Source organism: Aeromonas sp. S41-2 (assembly GCF_027705845.1).
GTDB lineage: Bacteria > Pseudomonadota > Gammaproteobacteria > Enterobacterales > Aeromonadaceae > Aeromonas > Aeromonas hydrophila.
This window is the reverse complement of the sequence record NZ_JAPDCG010000003.1, coordinates 94,653-115,145: the sequence shown is the minus strand read 5'-3', so window position 1 is coordinate 115,145 and position 20,493 is coordinate 94,653. Positions and strand designations below refer to the sequence as shown.

Sequence of the window (20,493 nt, the reverse complement as noted above, 5' to 3'; positions counted from 1 at the left end):
GGCCCTTTCCTTTTGGCCCCTGCTCTGCTCTAATTCAGCCACTGTTTTTTCTGTGAGATCAACCAGATGATAGAGTTTCTGCGCCGTATTGCCGCCCATCGCCTGGCCTGGAGTCTGCTTGCAGCCTCTGCCCTGTTCCTCGAGTTGAGCGCCCTCTTCTTCCAGCATGTGCTGGGCCTGCATCCCTGCGTCATGTGCGTCTATGAGCGGATCGCCACGCTGGGAGTCCTCACCGCAGGGCTGCTCGGCATGGTGGCACCGCAGAAATGGTACGTGCGCTGGAGCGCTCTGCTGTTGTGGGGCTCCAGTGCCTTCTGGGGCCTGAAACTGGCGCTCAAGCATGTGGATTATCAGGTCAATCCCTCCCCCTTCAACGTCTGCGAAGGCTTTGTCGACTTCCCGAGCTGGGCGCCGCTGGATCAGTGGATCCCCTGGATGTTCTACCCGGATGGCGATTGCAGCGAGGTCACCTGGCAGTTCCTGAGCTTCTCCATGCCTCAGTGGCTGGTGGCCATCTTCGCAGCCTACCTGCTGGTGTTCGTCGTGGTGGCCATCGGCAATCTGGTCAAGGGTCGCTGCTGCAACTAAGCCCGATAGCAGTACAAAAAAGAAGGGAGCCAGTGGCTCCCTTCTTTTTTATGTCATTCGGCTTCATCAGCCAGGTGGCAGGGTGTTCAGGAAGCCGCCTTGCTGGCGTTCATTCTGGCCTTCACCATGCCGATCACCATGGGCAGCAGCGAAATGCCGATGATGCCGAAGATGAGCAGGGTAAAGTTCTGACGCACCACCGGCAGATTGCCAAAGAAGTGACCGGCATAGACGAATGAAAGGACCCACAACAGACCGCCCACCAGATTGAACGCCAGGAAGCGCTGATAGGTCATGGCACCCATGCCCGCCACGAAGGGCGCGAAGGTACGCACGATGGGCAGGAAGCGGGTGATGATGATGGTCTTGCCGCCATGCTTGGCGTAGAAGGCATGGGTCTTGTCCAGGTAATCCCGCCGGAAGATTTTGGAGTCAGGATTGCGGAACAGCTGCTCGCCGAAGAAGTGACCTATGGTGTAGTTCACCACGTTGCCGAGTACCGCGGCGATGATCAGCACGGCGGCCAGGGTATGCACATCCAGCACGCTGCCCACGGTGAGCGCACCGGCGGCAAACAGCAGGGAATCGCCCGGCAGGAAGGGGGTTACCACCAGTCCGGTCTCGCAGAAGATGATCAGAAACAGGATGGCGTAAACCCAGATCCCATAGTTTTCAAACAGCTCTTTCAAGTGCACGTCGACGTGCAGGATAAAATCAATCGCAAACAGGATCAGATCCATTTTCTCATACCCATAAAGTGAACGGCGTGGAGTCTACGCCAATGCATTGAGCGCCACAATCTCCCCCACCATGCTCTTTCTTATCACGCCCAAACACAACCGGCATGACACTTTTCATCAAATCGATGGCGATACAGCGAGCACGGCCAAGGCGGCCTACTCCCGCTCGGCGAGCGCCGCCCTCACGGCACCGGGCAGGCATAACTCCCAACCCCACAACAAGAGCAGCAGCAGGGTCGCATCGTCGAGCCAGCCAACAAATGGCACCACATCGGGGATGAGATCCAGCGGGCTGATGCCGTAGAGCAGGACCAGGATCACCAGCCCCCTGGCCCACCAGGGGGTATCGGGGTGGCGAAAACCCCGATAGAGGCGGCGCAAACGCCGCCAGATCAGCCAGCGTCGGGTACCCGGCAAGGCACTCAACTCTCGATCAACTCGTTGCGCAGCCGCTGGATCTGGTCCCGCAGCGCTGCCGCCTGCTCGAACTCCAGATCCCGTGCATGCTGGAACATCTGCTCTTCCATCCGCTTGATCTCCTTGCTGATCTCGCTGGCGGAGCGGGCATGGTACTCCCCTTGTGGCTCGGCGGCCTTGCGACTGCCCCGCCCGCTCTTGCCCGCACTGCGACTGCCTCCCATGTCCATCACATCGCCCACCGACTTGTTGAGCCCCGTCGGGGTGATGCCGTGTTCCTGGTTGTGGGCATGCTGCAGGGCGCGGCGCCGCTCGGTCTCTTCGATCGCCACCTGCATGGAGTTGGTGATGGTATCCCCGTAGAGAATGACCTTGCCGTTGAGGTTACGCGCCGCCCGGCCGATGGTCTGGATGAGGGAGCGGGTGGAACGCAGGAAACCCTCTTTATCCGCATCCAGGATCGCCACCAGCGAGACCTCCGGCATATCGAGCCCCTCTCGCAACAGGTTGATCCCCACCAGCACGTCGAACTTGCCGAGGCGCAGGTCCCGAATGATCTCCACCCGCTCGACGGTGTCGATGTCGGAGTGCAGATAACGCACCCGCACCTCGTGATCCGCCAGGTATTCGGTCAGATCTTCCGCCATCCGCTTGGTGAGGGTGGTGACCAGCACCCGCTCCTCCACCGCCACCCGTTTGCGGATCTCGGAGAGCAGGTCGTCCACCTGGGTGGTGACCGGACGCACCTCGATCTCGGGGTCGAGCAGGCCGGTGGGGCGCACCACCTGCTGCACCACATCGCCGCCGGACTTCTCCAGCTCGTAGGGGCCAGGGGTGGCCGAGACAAACACCGTCTGCGGCATCAGCGCCTCGAACTCGTCGAACTTGAGCGGCCGGTTGTCGAGCGCCGAGGGGAGCCGGAAGCCGTACTCCACCAGGGTCTCCTTGCGGGATCTGTCTCCTTTGAACATGGCGCCGATCTGCGGCACCGTGACGTGGGATTCGTCGATGATGAGCAGGCCGTCTCCCGGCAGATAGTCAAACAGGGTGGGCGGCGGCTCGCCGGGCGCGCGACCGGAGAGGTAACGGCTGTAGTTCTCGATGCCGGAGCAGTAGCCCAGCTCCTGCATCATCTCGATGTCGAACTGGGTGCGCTGACTGATGCGCTGCTCCTCCACCAGCTTGCCCAGCGACAACAGCTGCTCACGGCGGCCCTTGAGCTCCTCCTTGATGTGCTCGATGGCCCCCAGGATGGTCTCGCGCGGGGTAGCGTAGTGGGTCTTGGGATAGATGGTGTAGCGCACCACCGTCTGCTCGATGGCGCCGGTCAGCGGATCGAACAGGGAGAGGCGTTCCACCTCCTCGTCAAACAGCTCCACCCGCAGGGCCAGCTTGTCCGATTCGGCGGGATAGATGTCGATCACCTCCCCCCGCACCCGGAAGGTGCCGCGCTGGAAGGCCATGTCGTTGCGGGTGTACTGCAGCTCGGCGAGACGGCGCAGGATATCCCGCTGGTTGATCAGGTCCCCCACTTTCAGGTGTAGCATCATGCTGAGGTAGGCTTGCGGGTCTCCCAGACCGTAGATGGCCGACACCGAGGCGACGATCACCACGTCGCGGCGCTCCAGCAGTGCCTTGGTGGCCGACAGCCGCATCTGCTCGATGTGATCGTTGATGGAGGCATCCTTCTCGATGAAGGTGTCGGTGGTCGGCACATAGGCTTCCGGCTGATAGTAGTCGTAGTAGGAGACGAAATACTCCACCGAGTTGTCGGGGAAGAACTCCTTCATCTCGCCATAGAGCTGGGCCGCCAGGGTCTTGTTGGGAGCCAGGATCATGGTAGGGCGATTGAGGGTGGCGATGACGTTGGCCATGGTGAAGGTCTTGCCCGAGCCGGTTACCCCGAGCAGGGTCTGATGGGCAAGGCCGGATTCGATGCCATCGAGCAGCTGGGCAATGGCCCTTGGCTGATCCCCGGCGGGTTGAAACTGGCTGGCCAGCTGGAATAACTTGCTCATGACGACTCCCGGCAAAAAAACGCAAGAGCAGAAGTGTACTCCGAGATGGGGTGGGCTGGGTATCCACTCTGCCGGAAGAAGCAACTATTGACCTCGAAATACGACCTCTGTATGATGCTCCTCCTTGCCTGATGTTCCCCCGTAGTTCAGTCGGTAGAACGGCGGACTGTTAATCCGTATGTCACTGGTTCAAGTCCAGTCGGGGGAGCCAATCTCCTCACCATCTCGGTGCAAGTTATCCACTTTAGTGCTTTCCTCTGCCAATTTTAATGCACAAGCCGCATCCCGCGGTGACGTCTCCCTTTTGATTCCGCATCCCCCCCGGCAGCGTTTTGTTCTGCTGCGTCTAACTATTTGATTTTTATAGAAACAATTTATCTCAGGTATTTTTTGAACAGTCCTTGCAGCCCAGTATTGGCGCGGGATACAGCCTGATCACCAAGTTTCATGAACAGGGTTATCCACAGATTCTGTGGGTAAGTAGAGCAAAGCCAATGACGGCCTAGGCTGGCAGGCCATTGCCAGCGACGGGCGATGTTTTTCCCTGCCGACCTGATTTTCTGCTGTTTTTGAGCGCCCCCCTGAATGGGTTGCCATCGCCGCCGACAGATGCCTTTTGCAGATATCTTTTCGCCATCCCGCACAACATGGGTCACTCCCTGGCGACACCCACCTATCGGCTCCCGGACTCATGCCACCCCCTTCAGTCAGATGTGCTGAAAAACCAGAAAACCGCCCTGCCAAACAGCAGAGAATAAATTTTCAAGCAGAGCGGAAAGACGAGGATCACAGATAGCAGGAATCACTAATTGACAGCGGGGCTGGCAGAGGGAAATAGAGGTCATCACCAGACCCGCCCCGCAGTTTCCCTCACACAGGCGGGTCGCGTGGCGGGTTAGTGCCGATTAATCCTCCTTTGACGCTTCTTTATTGGTGAGGGATCCGGCACAATATCGGCCCCACTTTTTTCCTCGGTTTTTCCGGGCATGACCATAGATTTTGTGACACTGCTACATCAAAGCGACTCCCTGCTGCTGTTCGTGGTACTGGCCTTCGGCCTGCTGCTCGGTAAAGTCAGGTTCGGCAACTTCCAGATCGGCAACACCATCGGCGTGCTGTTTACCGCCCTGCTGTTCGGCCAGATGGGTTTTGAATTCACCGCCACCACGGAGAACGTCGGCTTCATGCTGTTCATCTTCTGCGTGGGGATAGAAGCGGGGCCGCACTTCTTCAGCGTCTTCCTGCGTGACGGCATCCACTACATCACCCTCACCCTGGTGATCCTGCTGACCGCCCTCTTCCTCACCGTGGGGCTGGCCAAGTTCTTCAACCTCGGGCCGGGCATGGCGGCCGGCATCCTGGCCGGCTCGCTCACCTCGACCCCGGCGCTGGTGGGCGCGCAGGATGCCCTGCGCAGCGGCCTGCTCAACCTGCCCCATCAGACCGACATGCAGTCGGTGCTCGACAACATGGGCATCGGCTATGCACTGACCTATCTGGTGGGACTGGTCGGCCTGATGCTGGTGGTGCGCTACCTGCCTTCACTGGCACGGCTCGACCTCAACACCGAGGCGCAGAAGATCGCCCGCGAGCGCGGCCTCTCCGACAACGAGAGTCGCAAGACCTACCTGCCCATCATCCGTGCCTACCGGGTTGGCCCGGAGCTGGCCGCCTGGATCGGCGGCCGCACCCTGCGCGAGACCGGCATCTACCCCCACACCGGCTGCTATGTGGAGCGGATCCGCCGCAACGGCATCCTGGCGAGCCCGGATGGCGATGCCGTCATCCAGGAAGGGGACGAGATCGCCCTGGTGGGTTACCCCGAGAGCCACGAGAAGCTCGACGTCAACTACCGCAACGGCAAGGAGGTGTTCGACCGCAATCTGCTTGACCTGCAGATCGTCACCGAAGAGATAGTGGTGAAAAACGATGCGGTGGTGGGTCGCCATCTGGTGGAGCTCAACCTCACCGAGAAGGGCTGCTTCCTCAACCGGGTGGTGCGCTCCCAGATAGAGATGCCGTTCGATCGCAACATCATGCTGCAAAAGGGCGACGTGCTGCAGATCAGTGGCGAGAAGCAGCGGGTCAAGCTGCTGGCCAACAAGATCGGCTTCATCAGCATCCACAGCCAGACCACGGATCTGGTGGCCTTCACTACCTTCTTCGTGCTGGGGCTGCTGATAGGCTCCGTCTCCCTGGTGTTCGGCCAGCTCGAATTTGGGCTGGGTAACGCCGTCGGGCTGCTGCTGGCGGGGATCCTGATGGGCTACCTGCGCGCCAACCACCCCACCGTCGGCTACGTGCCGCCGGGCGCCCTGCGTCTGGCCAAGGATCTCGGTCTGGCGGTGTTCATGGTGAGCACCGGCCTCAAAGCCGGCGGCGGCATTCTGGATCACCTGAGCCAGGTCGGTGCCGTGGTGCTCTTCTCCGGCATGCTGGTGACCACCCTGCCGGTGCTGGTGGGCTACCTGTTCGGGGTCTGGGTGCTGAAGATGAACCCAGCCCTGCTGCTCGGCGCCATCACGGGGGCCCGCACCTGCGCCCCGGCCATGGACGTGGTGAACGAGGCGGCCAACAGCTCCATCCCGGCGCTCGGCTATGCCGGCACCTATGCGGTGGCCAACGTCATGCTGACTCTGGCGGGCTCCTTCATCATCGGCTTCTGGTTCTAGCGCCGACGATCTAGCACCAAGTACACCAACTCAAGGGGAGCCGTTATGGCTCCCCTTGAGTTCATGCCTCTCTCCTCTTCGCCTAAGCCCCATCGCCTCGCCCCGCAAGATAGGGCCTATCGTGCTATGCGCCCCTCACCGACCAAACCCAATGAGCTAAAGCGCCCGCCCCATGCCGCTTACACTCAATGAAACACACGAGGGCATCGTCATGATACGGTTATGGATCCTTCTGGGCTGGCTGCTGTGCGGCCCGCTGCAGGCCGCCACGCCAGCGCAAACCTCCCCCGCAGAGGAAGCCGACTCCGAACCGGCCGCCCTGGCTTTTAGCAGCGACCAGCTCGCCCAGCCCCTGCTTGGCGATCTCGATGCCATGCTGGCACGGCGCACCATCCGGGTGCTCACCACCTACAACAAGACCGGCTATTTCATCTACAAGGGGGTGCAGCGGGGCGTCACCTACGACGCCTTCATCGAGGTGGAGAAGCGGCTCAACGAGCAGTTGCGCAAGCAAAAGAGCCTCAAGCGCCATCTCAAGCTGCACCTGGTCTTCATCCCGGTAGCGCGCGAGGCCCTGCTGGAAGCCCTCATCGCGGGCAAAGGCGACATCGCCGCCGCCAACCTCACCATCACCGAGCGGCGCAAACTGCAGGGGGTGATCTTTACCGACCCTCTGCTGGAGAACGTGCGGGAACTGCTCATCTCGGGACCGGCCTCTCCCAAGGTGGAGAGCGCCGCCGATCTGGCCGGCCAACGGATCTACGTGCGCCCCTCCTCCAGCTACTTCGAGAGCCTCACGGCCTACAACCAGGCCCGCAAGGCGGCGGGAGAGCCGCTTGTCGACATCCAGCCCGCCCCGGAGGCGCTGGAAGATGAAGATCTGGTGGAGATGGTCAATGCCGGCCTGCTGCCCTTCATCGTCATGGACGAACACAAGGCCCGGTTCTGGCAGAAGATCTTCCCCGCCATCCGCATCCATGAGCAGCCGGTGTTCCGGCAAGGGGGGGTCATCGCCTGGGCGGTGCGCAAGGAGAGCCCGCAACTGCTGGCCATGCTCAACGAACAGATAGCCGCCCTGCGCGGCAAACACAGTGGCGACGCCATCCTGGCCCGCTATCTCAAGCAGAACAAGTTCGTCAAGAGCGCCGCCGCCGACGCCGAGCGCCAGAAGTTTCTGCAGGTGGTGGATCTGTTTCGCGAATATGGCGAGAAATACGAGGTGGACTGGCTGCTGATGGCGGCCCAGGGCTATCAGGAGTCGGCCCTCAATCACAAGGCGCGCAGCCACGTCGGCGCCATCGGCATCATGCAGATCATGCCCGCCACCGGCAAGGGGCTCAAAGTGGGCGACATTCGCCAGCTAGAGCCCAACATCCACGGAGGTGTCAAATACATGCGCTGGATGATCGACCACTACTATGCAGACGAGCCCATGACGGCCCTCGACAAGGCACTCTTCTCGTTCGCCTCCTACAACGCCGGCCCCGCCCGGGTGGCGCGGCTGCGCACCGAGGCCAAGAAACGGGGGCTGGATCCCAACGTCTGGTTTCACAACGTCGAGTACGTGGCGGCGGAGAAGATTGGGGCGGAAACCGTGACCTACGTCGGCAACATCTACAAGTACTACATCGCCTACAAGCTGGTGATGGAGCAGTTGCAGCTCAGGCAGCAGGCAACCGAGGCCATCAAGCAGCAGGGCACCGCCGACGACCAGGTATCCACCGCACCGGCATCACAGGGATAAGCCAGCCCGTCATCCGCGAGGCTCCCCGTCTGACGGGGAGCCTCGCGCCTTTTCAGCCGTTGCCACGGTTCGCTTCTGGCCACCTTCAGCCCCGCCATGGCCCACCTCACCCTGCCGTGACCAGAATAAACATAATGGCCACAATAGCCTTAATAGCCATTACGGTCAGATTGTTTGCCGACCAATCATGATTAATTAACCTTCCTGCAACAATCACAAGGAGTACACCATGTTGCAAGGAACCCTCAAACGCACGTTGCTCTGCTGCCTGCTGGGCGCCAGCCTCGGCGCCCAGGCCAAGATCGACGAAATCCACTTCCTCATTCCGGGCGGCGCCGGCGGCGGCTGGGACAACACCGCCCGCGGCACCGGCGAGGCGCTGACCAAATCCGGCCTCATCACCACCGCCTCCTACCAGAACATCTCGGCCGGTGGCGGTGCCAAGGCCATCGCTCACCTGATCGAGACCTCGGCCCAGTCCGACAAGACCCTGATGGTCAACTCCACCCCCATCATCGTCAAATCCCTCTCCAAGGAGTTGCCACAATCGTTCCGGGATCTCACCCCGGTGGCCGCCATCATCGCCGACTACCAGGCGCTGGCCGTGCCGCTGGACTCCCCCTATCAGAGCTGGCCCCAGCTGCTGGCCGCCTATCAGGAGAACCCCGCCAAGGTGAAGATTGCCGGCGGCTCCGCCCGTGGCAGCCTGGATCATCTGGTGGCGGCCATGACCTTCAAGAATGCCGGGGCCGATGCCGGCAAGCTGCGCTACGTGGCCTATGACGCCGGCGGCAGCGCCATGGCGGCGGTGCTGGCAGGAGAAACCCAGGTACTCTCCACCGGCTTTGGCGAGGCGATGGAGGCGGTCAAGTCGGGCCAGATGCGGATCCTCGGCATGACGGCTCCCACCCGGATGCCGGATGCGAGCGAAGTGCCCACCTTCAGCGAGCAGGGCAACCCCACGGTCTTTGCCAACTGGCGCGGCTATTTCGCCTCCCCTGCCGTCAGCGCCGACAAGTCGGCCGAATTCGCCGCCCTGCTCAAGCAGATGTATGACAAGCCGGAGTGGGAGACGGTCCGTGCCCGCAACAACTGGACCAATCTCTATCAGGCCGGCCCCGAGTTCACCGCCTTTCTGATCCAGCAGGAGCAGCAGATCGGCGGCCTGATGCGCGAACTCGGCTTCATCAAGTAATCCCACTGTCGGCGGGCCTGGCCCGCCCATCGGAGTCATCCCATGCATTTGACCAAGGAGCGACTCGGGGGGCTGCTGTTTTTGCTGCTCTCCCTCGCCTACGGCTATCACGCCACCCAGATCCCCGGCTACCCCGGGGACGAATATGAACCCTTCACCGCCAGCACCCTGCCCTATGCCCTGGCCGGTGCCGGCGCCCTGCTCTCCCTGCTGCTGATCTGCTTTCCGGGCGGCGAGCGGCTGCAGCGGGAGAGCGGCAACTGGCGGCTGGTGTTCGCCCTGCTGCTGCTGATGCTGGTATACGGCCTGGCCCTTGGCTGGCTCGGCTTTCTGGTTGCCACCACCCTGTTTCTCATCGGCGGGATCCGGCTGATGGGCGAGCAGAGCCTCGCCTTCGCCTGCAAGGTGAGCCTGCCGTTCACCCTCATCTTCTGGGCCCTGCTCACCAAGGGGCTCAACGTCTACCTCGAGCCGGGCCGGCTGTTCACCCAGTTGCTGGGATAAGGAGAACCCATGTTAGACGGCATTTTGCAAGGACTGGGCACCGCCATGCTGCCCATCAACATCTTCATGGTGATCGTCGGCTGTTTCGTCGGCACCTTCATCGGCATGCTGCCGGGCCTTGGGCCCGTCACCGCCATCGCCCTGATGATCCCCATCACCTACGGGCTGGATCCCGCCTCCGGCATCATTTTGATGGCCGGGGTCTATTACGGCTCCATGTTCGGCGGATCCACCTCTTCCATCCTGATCAACACCCCGGGCTGCTCCGCCAGCATGATCACCGCCATCGACGGCTATCCGCTGGCCTGCAAGGGGCAGGCGGGCAAGGCGCTGGCCATCGCTGCCTACGCCTCCTTCACCGGCGGCACCCTGTCCGCCATCTTCCTGATGGTGGCGGCGCCGCTGCTGGCCAAGGTCTCCCTCTCGTTCCAGTCGGCGGACTACTTCGCCCTCATGGTGCTGGGACTCTCGGCGGTGGCGGCCTTTGCCGGCAAGGGCCAGGTGCTCAAGGCGCTGATCATGGCGCTGTTCGGCATCATGCTCTCCACCGTCGGCATCGACCGCAGCGTCGGGGTGGACAGGTTCACCTTCGGCCTGCCGGACTTGCGCGACGGCTTCTCCTTCCTGCTGCTGGCCATGGCCACCTTCGCCCTGGCGGAGATCTTGATGACGGTGCTGCGCCCGGGCAAGGACACCAGCAAGGAGGAGGCGCGCAAGATCCAGCAGCTCGGCTCCCTCAAGCTGAGCAGGGACGAGGTCAAAGAGATAGCGCCCCCCATCGCCCGCTCCTCGGTGATGGGTTTTCTCATCGGCGTGCTGCCGGGGGCCGGCGCCACCATCGCCTCCTTCATGGCCTATGGCGCCGAGCGCAACTTCGCCAGCAAGCGCAGGCAGGAGGAGTTCGGCAAGGGCAGCCTGACCGGTATCGCCGCGCCGGAAGCGGCCAACAACGCCGCATCCAGCGGGGCCTTCGTGCCGCTGCTGACCCTGGGGATCCCGGGCTCCGGCACCACGGCGCTGATGCTGGGGGCCCTTATCGCCTACGGCATCCAGCCGGGCCCGCGCCTGTTCATGGAGCACCCGGACGTGTTCTGGTCGGTGATCATCTCCATGTATCTGGGCAACGTGGTGCTGCTGATCCTCAACCTGCCGCTCATCCCCTATCTGGCCAAGATCCTGCAGGTGCCGCGCCCGGTGCTCATCCCCATGGTGCTGCTGTTTTCGCTGATCGGGGTCTATCTGGTCTCCTTCAACACCATGGACATCTATGTGATGGCGCTGGTGGCGCTGATCGCCATCGGCCTGCGCCTGCTGGACTTCCCCATGGCGCCCATGCTGCTCGGCTTCATTCTGGGGGGCATGCTGGAGGATAACCTGCGCCGGGCCCTGGTGATCAACGACGGCTCCCTGAGCTTCCTGTGGGAGCGCCCCATCACCCTCGCCTTCACCCTGATCACCCTGGTGATGCTGCTGTTGCCGGTGTGGCAGTGGTGGCAGGCGCGCCGCGCACCGGCCGCCACACTGCAATCCGAACCGAGCTGAGTTGGCGGATCTTACACAGCAAAAGAGCGCCGACAGGCGCTCTTTTTATTGGCAAGACGAGATGCGTGGCTATCCCGCTCAGGGCTGGCGATAACGCCGCTCCGGCCGGCCCACGGTGCCGTACTCCAGCTCCGGGCTCGCCAGCTGCTGGCCCACCAGAAACTCCAGATAGCGGCGCGCCGTGGTGCGGCTCACCCCGACCCGGCCGCCGATCTCCTCGGCGCTGGCCCCCTGCGACCCCAGCGCCGCCAGCACCCGCTGCAGGGTGAGTCCGTCGATCCCCTTGGGCAGACCGCCTGCCGCCACCTGCTGCAACGGCGTCCCCAGCAGGGCGTCCACCGCCTGCTGATCGATGTCGGCCAAGGCCGCCAGGGCGGCGCGGTTCTGGCAATATTTGTCGAGGGTGTCGCGCAGCCGCTCGAACACCACGGGCTTGAGGATGAAATCCACCACCCCGAGCCGCATCGCCTCCTGCAGGGCGCCGGCCTCCCGCGCCGCGGTGAGCAGTATCACGTCGAGGGAAGCCCCCGCCTGGCGCAGCTCCCGCAGCAGGGCAAAGCCCTCGCCATCGGGCAGCCAGACGTCCAGCAGCACCAGATCGGGCTTGAGGATCTCTATCTGCTCCCTGGCATCAAACAGGGTGAGCGCCACCCCCAGCACCTCGAAGCCCGCCAGCCGCTGCACGAAGCGGCGGTGGATCTCGGCAATGGCCGGGTCATCCTCGACGATCAGGATCTTGATCACTCACACCTCCTTGGGAATGTAACAGACGACGCAACTCCCCTGCGTCGTGGCTTCGATGGTGATGGTCCCCTGCAGGGCATCCAGGGTCTTGCGCACCAGCGCGAGGCCGATGCCGTGATCCGGCTCCGCCTTGCTGCTGACCCCCCGCTCGAACAACCTGTCCGCCAGTGCGGGATCGATCCCCCCCGCCCCATCTTCCACCTCCAGGATCAGATCCTGGCCGAGATCGCTCAGCGCCACCCGCACCGGCTGGTAGGGGGCACCGTGGCGACGAGTCGCCTCGAAGGCATTGTCGATGAGATTGCCCAGCACCGTCACCAGCTGGGAGCCGCTGACGCGAAGGGGAATGTCGTACAGGCGGGAATCCGGGTCCACCTCCAGCACCAGTCCCAGCTCGTGAGCCCTGTGGTATTTGCCGAGCAGCAGGCCGGCCACCTTGGGCTTGGCGATGGCGCTCATCAGGAAGCTGAGCAGGCTCTGCTCGGTTGCAGCCTCCCGCCCGATGAAGGCGAGCGCCTCGCGGGTGGCTCCGAGCTCGATGAGCCCGGCGATGGTGCCGAGCTGATTGTGGTGTTCGTGGGTCTGCACCCGCAGCAGATCGCTGTAGGCCTGCACCTGGGAGAGCTGGGCGCTCAGTTCGGCCAGCTCGTCCTTGCGCCGAAAGCTCGACACCGCGCCGATCAGCTTGCCATCGCGCACCAGCGGCAGCCGGTTGACGATGAGGGACTGGCCGTTGAGCACTATCTCCTCGTCAAACTGCGGGCGCGGATCCTGAATGAGGGAGAGCATGCGACTCTCCGGCAGCAGCCGGGTGACGGGCTGGCCGATGGCGGCCTGGGCCGTCTGCTCGTCAAGGCGCAGCAAGCGGATGCCATTGGGATTGAGGGAGGTGAGCCGACCCTGCTCGTCGATGGTGAGGATCCCCTCGCGCACGCTGCGCAGGGTGCAGTCGAGCTCGGCATAGAGGCGGCCGATCTGCTCGGGCTCGAAGCCAAGGATGGCACGTTTGTAACGGCGGGCCAGCCAGGCGGCGGCCAGGCTGTTGAGCAGCACGATGAGCAGGGTCATGGCGAGGCCGAAACGCAGGAACCCCTGTAGATCCGCCTCGATATCCCGCACCAGATAACCGACCGAGACCACCCCGATGATCTGGCCGAGCTCATCGCGGATGGGGCTCTTGCCGCGCACCGAGACCCCGAGGGACCCTTGCGCGCGGGAGATATAGGCCTCCCCCTGCAGCGCCCGCCTCGGATCATCCCCCATCATGGGCTGGCCGATGCGATCCGCATTGGGGTGCACCAGCCGGCGCGCGTCTTTATCGCCGATGACAATATAGCTGGCACCGACCTCGGCGCGGATCCGCTCCACCAGCACATTGAGGCGGGCGGTGTCGGCCCGCTTCACCCCGGCCAGCACGCCAGGCTCGCGGGCCACCAGCCGCGCCACGTCGAGGGCCTGATCCCCCACCTCGCGGTAGCGCTGCTCGGACACATAGTAGTAACTGGCCCCGCTCAGCAGCACCAGCTGCAGCAGACTGACCAGACAGAGCATGAGGAGGATGCGTCCTTGCAACCCCAGCTTCATGCCTCCTTGTCGCCTCGCAACAAGTCGAGCAGCAGGCTGCCATCGCGCAGGGCCTTGTGCACCTGCACCGAGGTGGGCTTGGTGGGATCTTCGTAAAAGTGGGTGGATTCAATCTGCAGCCGCACCAGGTATTCGGCCGGCAGCTGGCTTGCCAGCGACTGGTGCAGCATGGGGAACAGCAGCCGATCGGCGCGGGTGATTTCGCCTCCCAGCAGCAGCTTGCCCGGATTGAGCAGGCAGATGAGGTTGGAGAGCACCCGGGAGAGCCGTCCCGCCGCCTGATGGAGGATGTCCTGGCAGAGGCTGTTGCCCGCCAGCGCCAGCTCGCACAGCTCGCGGATGGTGACGCTCTCCGGCAGATCGTACTCCTGCATCCGCTCGCGCAGATCCCGGTACTGGGCTTCGAGCGCCTGATTGGTCACCAGCGTGCAGGCACAGCCAAAGCCGCCGCAATAACAGCGCTGACCGTAGGGCTCGAGCTGCAGGTGGCTGAGATCGCCGAGCAGGGCCGATTCGCTCTCGATGAGCTGGCCGTTGACCACCATGCCGACCCCGATGTCGTTGTGCACGAACACCAGTACCGCATCGGCGCAGTTCTTGGCGGCCCCCCACTCACGCTCGGCCTGGATCCAGGTGCGCACGTCGCCACTCACCAGCACGGGCACCGCGAACGCCTCCTGCAGGGTGGGGCCAAGCGGCCAGTTGCGCAGATCGTAGAAGGGGAAGTGTTTGACCATGCCGGAGTGGCGCTCCACCTGCCCCGGCAGACAGAGGGCGATGCAGGCGAGGCGCAGCGCCTTCTTGGGTAAGAAGCCCTCGATGGCCCGCACCAGGCTGGCCAGCAGGTCGGCGCGCTCCCCTTCGCTGAAGACATGGCGATGACGGGCGAGCGAGCGACCGGCCAGATCGAACAGCGCCATGTCCACATAGCCGCGGCCAAGGCGCATGGAGAGAAACTGGAAGCGGCGCTCGTTGATGCGCAGCAGGGTCTGGCGGCGACCGCGCCCCACCGAGCTCTCGCCACAGGTGACCACCAGACCGCCGTCGAGCAGCTCGCGGGTGATCTTGGTGATGCTGGCAGGCGAGAGGCCGGTCAAGCGGGAGAGATCGGTACGGGACAGCTCCTTGTGCTCCTCCAGGCTGGCGTAGACCAGGCCATAGTTGAGCTGACGGATCAAATCGATACTGCCTTTCACGATCTCATTCATAGGGTACGGGGCAAGGGCTGACACAGAGGGGGGCAATTTTCACATATTATTGGTCAATCCCCAAATAAAGTGCGGCCTGAACCGGGGTTCAGGCCGCATCTTGTGAGGGACATCCCCCTCTTGTCACCCCATCAGTAGCGGAACTGGGAGACCAGCTTGCGCAGTTTGTCGCCGGTGCTGGCGAGATCGCGGGTGGTGCTGTTGGACTCGACCGCCGCGTCTGTCAGCTCGCTGACGATCTGCTGAATGGCCACCAGGTTCTTGTTGATCTCCTCGGAGACCGCGTGCTGCTCCTCGGCAGCGGTGGCTATCTGGATGTTCATGTCGTTGATGGTGCTGACCGCCATCACCATGCTGTCGAGGGAGGTGGCGATGTGGCTCGCCTCCTGCACCGTCTCCTGGCTGCGCTCCTCGCTCGCCTGCATCACGTCCACCGCCTGCTTCACCCCGCCCTGCAGGCGCTGCAGCATCTCGTTGATCTCCTTGGTGCTCTGCTGGGTGCGACCGGCGAGCGATCGGACTTCGTCCGCCACCACCGCAAAGCCGCGCCCCTGCTCGCCGGCCCGGGCCGCCTCGATGGCGGCGTTGAGCGCCAGCAGGTTGGTCTGCTCGGCAATGCCGCGAATGACCTCCACCACGGATCCTATCTTGGCGGTCTCCTGCGCCAGCTGCTCAATGACGCCGGAGGCGGTGTGCACCTCCCCCACCAGCCGGTTGATGCTGTTGATGGCGGTGCCCACCACGCCGCGAGCGGCATCGGATTCGCGCGCCGCGTCGCTGGTGGCGGTGGCCGCGTTGGAGGCGCTGGCCGCCACTTCCTGGGCGGTGGAGCTCATCTCGGTCACCGCGGTGACCACCTGATCAGTCTCCCGGCTGTGGCCGTGCATCTGATGGTCATAGTGCTCGCTCAGGTGGTGCAGCTTCTCCACCGCGCTGAATAGATGATTGCTGGTCTCCCCCACCTGGCTCACCACCGACTGGATCCGCGTCACGAAGCGATTGAAGGCGGTGGCCAGCTGACCAATCTCGTCATGGCTCTGCACCTTGAGGCGCTGGGTCAGATCCCCCTCCCCGTCGGCGATGTCGTTGAGGGCCGAGACCGCATCCGCCAGTGGCCGGGTGACCCGGTTGCCGATCACCACAGTCACCGCCAGGGTGATCCCCAGGATCACCAGGATCAGCAGCACGCTGCTCTGCAGGGAGTCGTGCATGTTGCTCTCACGCTCGGTGCGCAGCGCCGCCAGTTCATTGTCGATGTCATCGATATAAAAGCCGGTGCCGATGACCCACTGGTACTTGTCGAGCACCAGGTTGAAGGAGAGCTTGGGGGCATCCCGGCCGATGGAGGGCTTGGCGGTCCAGTATTCGGAGAAGCCGTCCCCCTGGCGCGCCGCCTTGACGATCTCCTGGATCAGCAGCTTGCCCTTGGCATCCTTGTCCTGCCAGCGGTTCTTGCCTTCCATCTCGGGGCGGGTGGGCAGCAGTATGGTGTTGCCCTGAAAGTCGTAGACGAAGAAGTAGCCGTCACTGCTGTAGCGCAATGGCCGCAGGATCTCGGTGACCTGCTTGCGAGCTTCCGGGGTGTCTGGCTGGTTGTAGGCAGTGTCGACGGCGGTCTTGGCCAGCATCAGGTAGCTGCTGAGCAACGCCTTGCGATCCTTGATGGCATTTTCTCGCGCCACCACCAGATCGGCTTCCAGGTCACTCTTTGAAATCATGTAGTTGCTGAGATTGACCACCAGGGCCATCAGGAGCACGGGGACGGCTCCCAACAACAGAATTTTCTGCTTTAGCGTCATCTTTCACATCCTTGCAGCTATTTTTATGGGCGTTCCGTTCCTACCAGACCAGTATAGGATGCTGGTCGACGGGGACCCGCTTTCGCTACAATCCCCGCCCTCTATATCTATCGACTCTGATGGCCAGACACATGAACAAATGTCCTTGCGGTTCAACTCTTTCTCTCGAATTGTGCTGTGGATCACTGCATCGGGGCGCCACCGCCCAGACCCCGGAGCAGCTGATGCGCTCGCGCTACAGCGCCTTCGTACTGGGATTGGGGGAGTACCTGGTGCACAGCTGGCACCCTGACTATCTGGGGGATCTGACTGCGGAGCAGCTCTCCCAGACCGACACCCAATGGGATGGGCTCGAGATCATCGCCAGCCAGGGCGGCCCCGCTGACACCCTCGGCATGGTGGAGTTCAAGGCCTGGTTCGTGGAAGGTGAAGCACGCCACTGCCTGCATGAGCGCTCCCGCTTCATGCGCCATCAGGGGCGCTGGGTCTACACCGACGGCGAGCAGGATCCGGCGCCGCTGCGGGTGGGGCGCAACGACCCCTGCCCCTGCGGTAGCGGCAAGAAGTTCAAGAAGTGCTGCGGCTGAGCGCCGCGACTCGTGTCGACAGAGGGGGCCCAGTGGCCCCCTCTGCTGTTGCTGGAGTGTGACAACAATCACGATTTGCTCATTAACACCCCGTAAATTGAGCGTTTGCGAACATTAACTTGGCCCATATCAAACATTTTCGCCCAGAGACAGGCCACACTGGCACCATCTGGAAGAGATGAGACGGGCAAGAATGAAAAGAATAACCACACAAGTCGTCATCATAGGGGGTGGCGCCACCGGAGCCGGCATCATGCGCGATTGCGCACTGCGCGGCATCGACTGCATCCTGCTTGAGCGGGACGACATCGCCGCCGGCACCACGGGCCGCAACCACGGCCTGCTCCACTCCGGCGCCCGCTACGCGGTGACGGATCAGGAGTCCGCCCGCGAGTGCATTCAGGAGAACCGCATCCTCAAGCGGATCGCCAGCCACTGCGTCGAGGACACCGGCGGCCTCTTCATTACCCTGCCGGAAGATGACATCAATTTTCAAAATACCTTCATGGACGCCTGCGCCCTGGCTGGCATTGACGCCCGCCAGCTGGATCCCGCCGATGCGCTGCGCCTCGAACCTAACGTCAACCCAGCGCTGATCGGTGCCATCCAGGTGCCGGACGGCACGGTCGATCCCTTCCGCTTGGCCGCCGCCAACGTGCTGGATGCCAAGGAGCACGGCGCCCGCATCTTCACCCACAGCAAGGTGCTCGGGCTTTTGCGCACTCAGGATCGGGTGCACGGGGTCAAGGCGATCAACACCCGCACCGGTGAAGCGTTCGAGGTGGAGTGCCAGGAGGTGATCAACGCCGCCGGCATCTGGGGCCAGCAGATCTGCGAGTACGCCGATCTCGGCATCCGCATGTTCCCGGCCAAGGGCTCCCTGCTCATCATGGATTACCGCATCAATCAGCTGGTGCTCAACCGCGCCCGCAAACCGGCGGACGCGGACATCCTGGTGCCGGGCGATACCATCTCCCTCATCGGCACCACCTCGAGTCGCATCGATTACCACAAGATTGACCAGCTCACCGTCGAGCCCGAAGAGGTGGAGGTGCTGCTGCGCGAGGGGATCAAGCTCGCCCCCATCATGGCTCGCACCCGTCTGCTGCGCGCCTATGCAGGGGTGCGCCCGCTGGTGGCGGTGGATGGTGACGAGTCCGGCCGCAACATCAGCCGTGGCATAGTGCTGCTGGATCACGCCGAACGTGACGGTCTCAAAGGGTTCAACACCATCACTGGCGGCAAGCTGATGACCTACCGGCTGATGGCCGAATGGGCCACCGATCTGCTGGCCAAGAAGCTGGGCAACAGCAAGCCCTGCCGCACCGCCGAACTGAGCCTGCCCGGCTCACGGGATCCGGAGAAGGTCTCCGCCCCCGGCCTCTCGGTGCCGGCCGAAGGCTCGGCCCAGTACCGCCACGGCGAGCGGGTCATCGCCTTCTTCCGCGACAACCCCAAGGCCAACGCCCTCATCTGCGAGTGCGAGATGGTCACCGCCGGCGAGATTGAATACGCCCTGCGCGAGCTGGATGTGGACAACCTGGTGGATCTGCGCCGCCGCACCCGCCTCGGCATGGGCCCCTGTCAGGGGGAGCTGTGCGCCTATCGCGCCGCCGGCCTGATGCAGGAGTATGGCAAGGCCGATGGCCGTCAGGCCTGCGTCATGCTGCGCCAGTTCCTGGAGGAGCGCTACAAGGGCACCCGGCCGGTGCTGTGGGGCGATGCCCTGCGCGAAGCTGAATTTACCTACTGGATCTACGAGGGGCTGTTCGGCCTTGGCGAGTGGACGGCCCCCCACCTGGTGGCCGAGCCGCCCTTCCCGCTCGACGCCAGCACCGCAACCCCCACCAAGGACCGCAGCCATGAAATTTGACAGCATCGTTATCGGCGGCGGCATGGCGGGCCTCTCGGCGGCCCTGCGCCTGGCCGAGGCCGGCCAGAAGACCCTGCTGATGGCCTCTGGCCAGAGCGCCCTGCACTTCTCCTCCGGCTCGGTCGATCTGCTGGAGAGCGAGGGGGATCCCCGCGCCGCCTTGCCCGCCTTCATGGCCGCCAACCCCGAGCATCCCTACAACAAGGTGGGGCTGACCCATATCGCGGCGAGCCTCGATGATCTGCAGCGCCACTGCGCCGCGCAGGGATTGCCGCTGTTTCGCCAGGAGCGCAACCACCAGCGGCTGACCCCCATCGGCACCCTCAAAGCCACCTGGCTCTCCCCCGACACCTGCGCCTGCGTGACCGATGCGCCGGCCCCCGACGCCATCCTGCTGGCCACCCTGGAGGGATTTCGCGACTTTCACCCTGAGCTCGCGGCCGCCAACCTGGCGACCCACCCCCGCTTCGCCCACTGCCGCATCCTGACCGGGGAGCTCCGCCTGCCCCAGCTGGCCGAGTTCAGCCGCAATCCCCACGAGTTTCGCTCCGCCGACATCGCCCGCCTGTTCGACAAGCAGGGCAATGGCCAGCGTGACCTGCTGACGGATCTGGCCCGCGAGATCAGCCGCCTGGTGCAAGAGAGCGGCGAGCCGCGCTGCCACCACCTGGTGCTGCCCGCCTGCTTGTCGCTGGGACTGGTCGGCCCGCGCCTGGCGGAGCTGGAGCAGCGCACCGGCTGCATCATCAAAGAGGTAGCCACCATGCCGCCCTCACTGATCGGCATGCGGATGCAGGAGGCGCTCAAGCGCCGCTTCATGGCCCTTGGCGGCACCTTCCTCACCAGCGAGCGGGTGCTGGGCGCCCGCTATGACGGTGACCGGGTGATTGGCGTGCACAGCCAGAATGGCGACGATCAGCTGTTCGAGGCGGACCACTTCGTGCTCGCCTCCGGCAGCTTCTTCAGCCGCGGGCTGGAGTCCCGCCTGCGCGGCATTCGCGAGCCCATCTTCAACGCCGACGTGCTGAGCCTGCCCGAGCGGGACGCCTGGGCCGGCCGTCGCCTGTTCGACCACCACCCCTTCATGGGCTTCGGGGTCAAGACCGACGACAAGCTCAGGGTGCTGCGTGGCGGCAAGCCGCTCACCAACCTCTACGGCGCCGGCAGCGTGCTGGCGCACTATGACCCCATTAAAGAAGGTTCCGGCTCCGGCGTGGCAGTTGCCACCGGCTGGCAGGCTGCCGGTCACATTTTGAGTTCAGCCCAATGATGATTTTG

The 20,493-nt window shown here is 63.6% G+C and carries 16 protein-coding genes and 1 tRNA gene; 10 read left to right on the top strand and 7 right to left on the bottom strand.

Going from position 1 to position 20,493, the window contains the following annotated elements; all coding sequences use genetic code 11:
* The first annotated feature begins 66 nt into the window (after positions 1-66).
* A complete protein-coding gene (dsbB, locus tag OKC44_RS08500; protein ID WP_017409568.1) occupies positions 67-588 on the top strand; it encodes a disulfide bond formation protein DsbB in 522 nt (173 codons plus the stop codon).
* 86 nt (positions 589-674) lie between these two features.
* On the opposite strand, the gene OKC44_RS08495 is transcribed toward dsbB, so the two are convergent.
* The 3 genes from OKC44_RS08495 to uvrB form a co-directional block, all read right to left on the bottom strand.
* On the bottom strand, positions 675-1,328 hold the full coding sequence (locus OKC44_RS08495) for a DedA family protein (RefSeq protein ID WP_270812253.1): 654 nt from the start codon (positions 1,326-1,328) through the stop codon (positions 675-677).
* A 156-nt stretch (positions 1,329-1,484) separates the two neighbouring features.
* Complete coding sequence (locus OKC44_RS08490) at positions 1,485-1,754, bottom strand: YkvA family protein (protein WP_206819887.1); 270 nt, start codon at positions 1,752-1,754, stop codon at positions 1,485-1,487.
* On the bottom strand, positions 1,751-3,763 hold the full coding sequence (gene uvrB / locus OKC44_RS08485) for an excinuclease ABC subunit UvrB (RefSeq protein ID WP_270812250.1): 2,013 nt from the start codon (positions 3,761-3,763) through the stop codon (positions 1,751-1,753). The genes OKC44_RS08490 and uvrB overlap by 4 nt, the downstream gene beginning before the upstream one ends.
* 135 nt (positions 3,764-3,898) lie before the next feature.
* Here uvrB and OKC44_RS08480 point away from each other — a divergent pair.
* From OKC44_RS08480 to OKC44_RS08455, 6 genes are all read left to right on the top strand, one after another.
* Positions 3,899-3,974 (top strand) — tRNA-Asn (locus tag OKC44_RS08480).
* A gap of 775 nt (positions 3,975-4,749) precedes the next feature.
* Positions 4,750-6,435: an aspartate:alanine antiporter gene (locus tag OKC44_RS08475; protein WP_011706282.1), complete on the top strand. Its 1,686-nt coding sequence runs from the start codon at positions 4,750-4,752 to the stop codon at positions 6,433-6,435.
* Between the two features lie 211 nt (positions 6,436-6,646).
* On the top strand, positions 6,647-8,179 hold the full coding sequence (locus OKC44_RS08470; protein ID WP_270812249.1) for a lytic transglycosylase F: 1,533 nt from the start codon (positions 6,647-6,649) through the stop codon (positions 8,177-8,179).
* Between the two features lie 229 nt (positions 8,180-8,408).
* Complete coding sequence (locus OKC44_RS08465; protein ID WP_029301042.1) at positions 8,409-9,374, top strand: tripartite tricarboxylate transporter substrate binding protein; 966 nt, start codon at positions 8,409-8,411, stop codon at positions 9,372-9,374.
* A 42-nt stretch (positions 9,375-9,416) separates the two neighbouring features.
* Entirely contained in the window at positions 9,417-9,878 is a 462-nt protein-coding gene (locus OKC44_RS08460) for a tripartite tricarboxylate transporter TctB family protein (protein WP_101616047.1), read from the top strand.
* A gap of 9 nt (positions 9,879-9,887) precedes the next feature.
* Entirely contained in the window at positions 9,888-11,420 is a 1,533-nt protein-coding gene (locus OKC44_RS08455) for a tripartite tricarboxylate transporter permease (protein WP_045789965.1), read from the top strand.
* 78 nt (positions 11,421-11,498) lie between these two features.
* On the opposite strand, the gene OKC44_RS08450 is transcribed toward OKC44_RS08455, so the two are convergent.
* From OKC44_RS08450 to OKC44_RS08435, 4 genes are all read right to left on the bottom strand, one after another.
* Positions 11,499-12,164, bottom strand: coding sequence for a response regulator (locus OKC44_RS08450; RefSeq protein ID WP_011706286.1), 666 nt, complete (start codon positions 12,162-12,164; stop codon positions 11,499-11,501).
* Positions 12,165-13,748, bottom strand: a complete 1,584-nt coding sequence (locus OKC44_RS08445; protein ID WP_270812247.1) for an ATP-binding protein — start codon at positions 13,746-13,748, stop codon at positions 12,165-12,167. It abuts the gene before it with no gap.
* Positions 13,745-14,956 (bottom strand): ROK family transcriptional regulator, encoded by a 1,212-nt coding sequence (locus OKC44_RS08440; RefSeq protein ID WP_024944477.1) that lies wholly within the window; start codon positions 14,954-14,956, stop codon positions 13,745-13,747. The genes OKC44_RS08445 and OKC44_RS08440 overlap by 4 nt, the downstream gene beginning before the upstream one ends.
* Positions 14,957-15,087: 131 nt before the next feature.
* Positions 15,088-16,755 carry a methyl-accepting chemotaxis protein gene (locus tag OKC44_RS08435; RefSeq protein ID WP_270812246.1) on the bottom strand — a complete coding sequence of 556 codons (1,668 nt, stop codon included), beginning with the start codon at positions 16,753-16,755 and terminating at the stop codon, positions 15,088-15,090.
* 119 nt (positions 16,756-16,874) lie between these two features.
* On the opposite strand from OKC44_RS08435, the gene OKC44_RS08430 reads away from it, so the two are divergent.
* From OKC44_RS08430 to glpB, 3 genes are all read left to right on the top strand, one after another.
* On the top strand, positions 16,875-17,342 hold the full coding sequence (locus OKC44_RS08430; protein ID WP_333563243.1) for a YchJ family protein: 468 nt from the start codon (positions 16,875-16,877) through the stop codon (positions 17,340-17,342).
* Positions 17,343-17,535: 193 nt separating this feature from the next.
* Positions 17,536-19,215, top strand: a complete 1,680-nt coding sequence (gene glpA, locus OKC44_RS08425; protein ID WP_270812243.1) for an anaerobic glycerol-3-phosphate dehydrogenase subunit A — start codon at positions 17,536-17,538, stop codon at positions 19,213-19,215.
* Positions 19,205-20,485 carry a glycerol-3-phosphate dehydrogenase subunit GlpB gene (gene glpB, locus OKC44_RS08420; RefSeq protein ID WP_270812242.1) on the top strand — a complete coding sequence of 427 codons (1,281 nt, stop codon included), beginning with the start codon at positions 19,205-19,207 and terminating at the stop codon, positions 20,483-20,485. Before glpA ends, glpB begins: the two co-directional genes overlap by 11 nt.
* Positions 20,486-20,493: the final 8 nt, after the last annotated feature.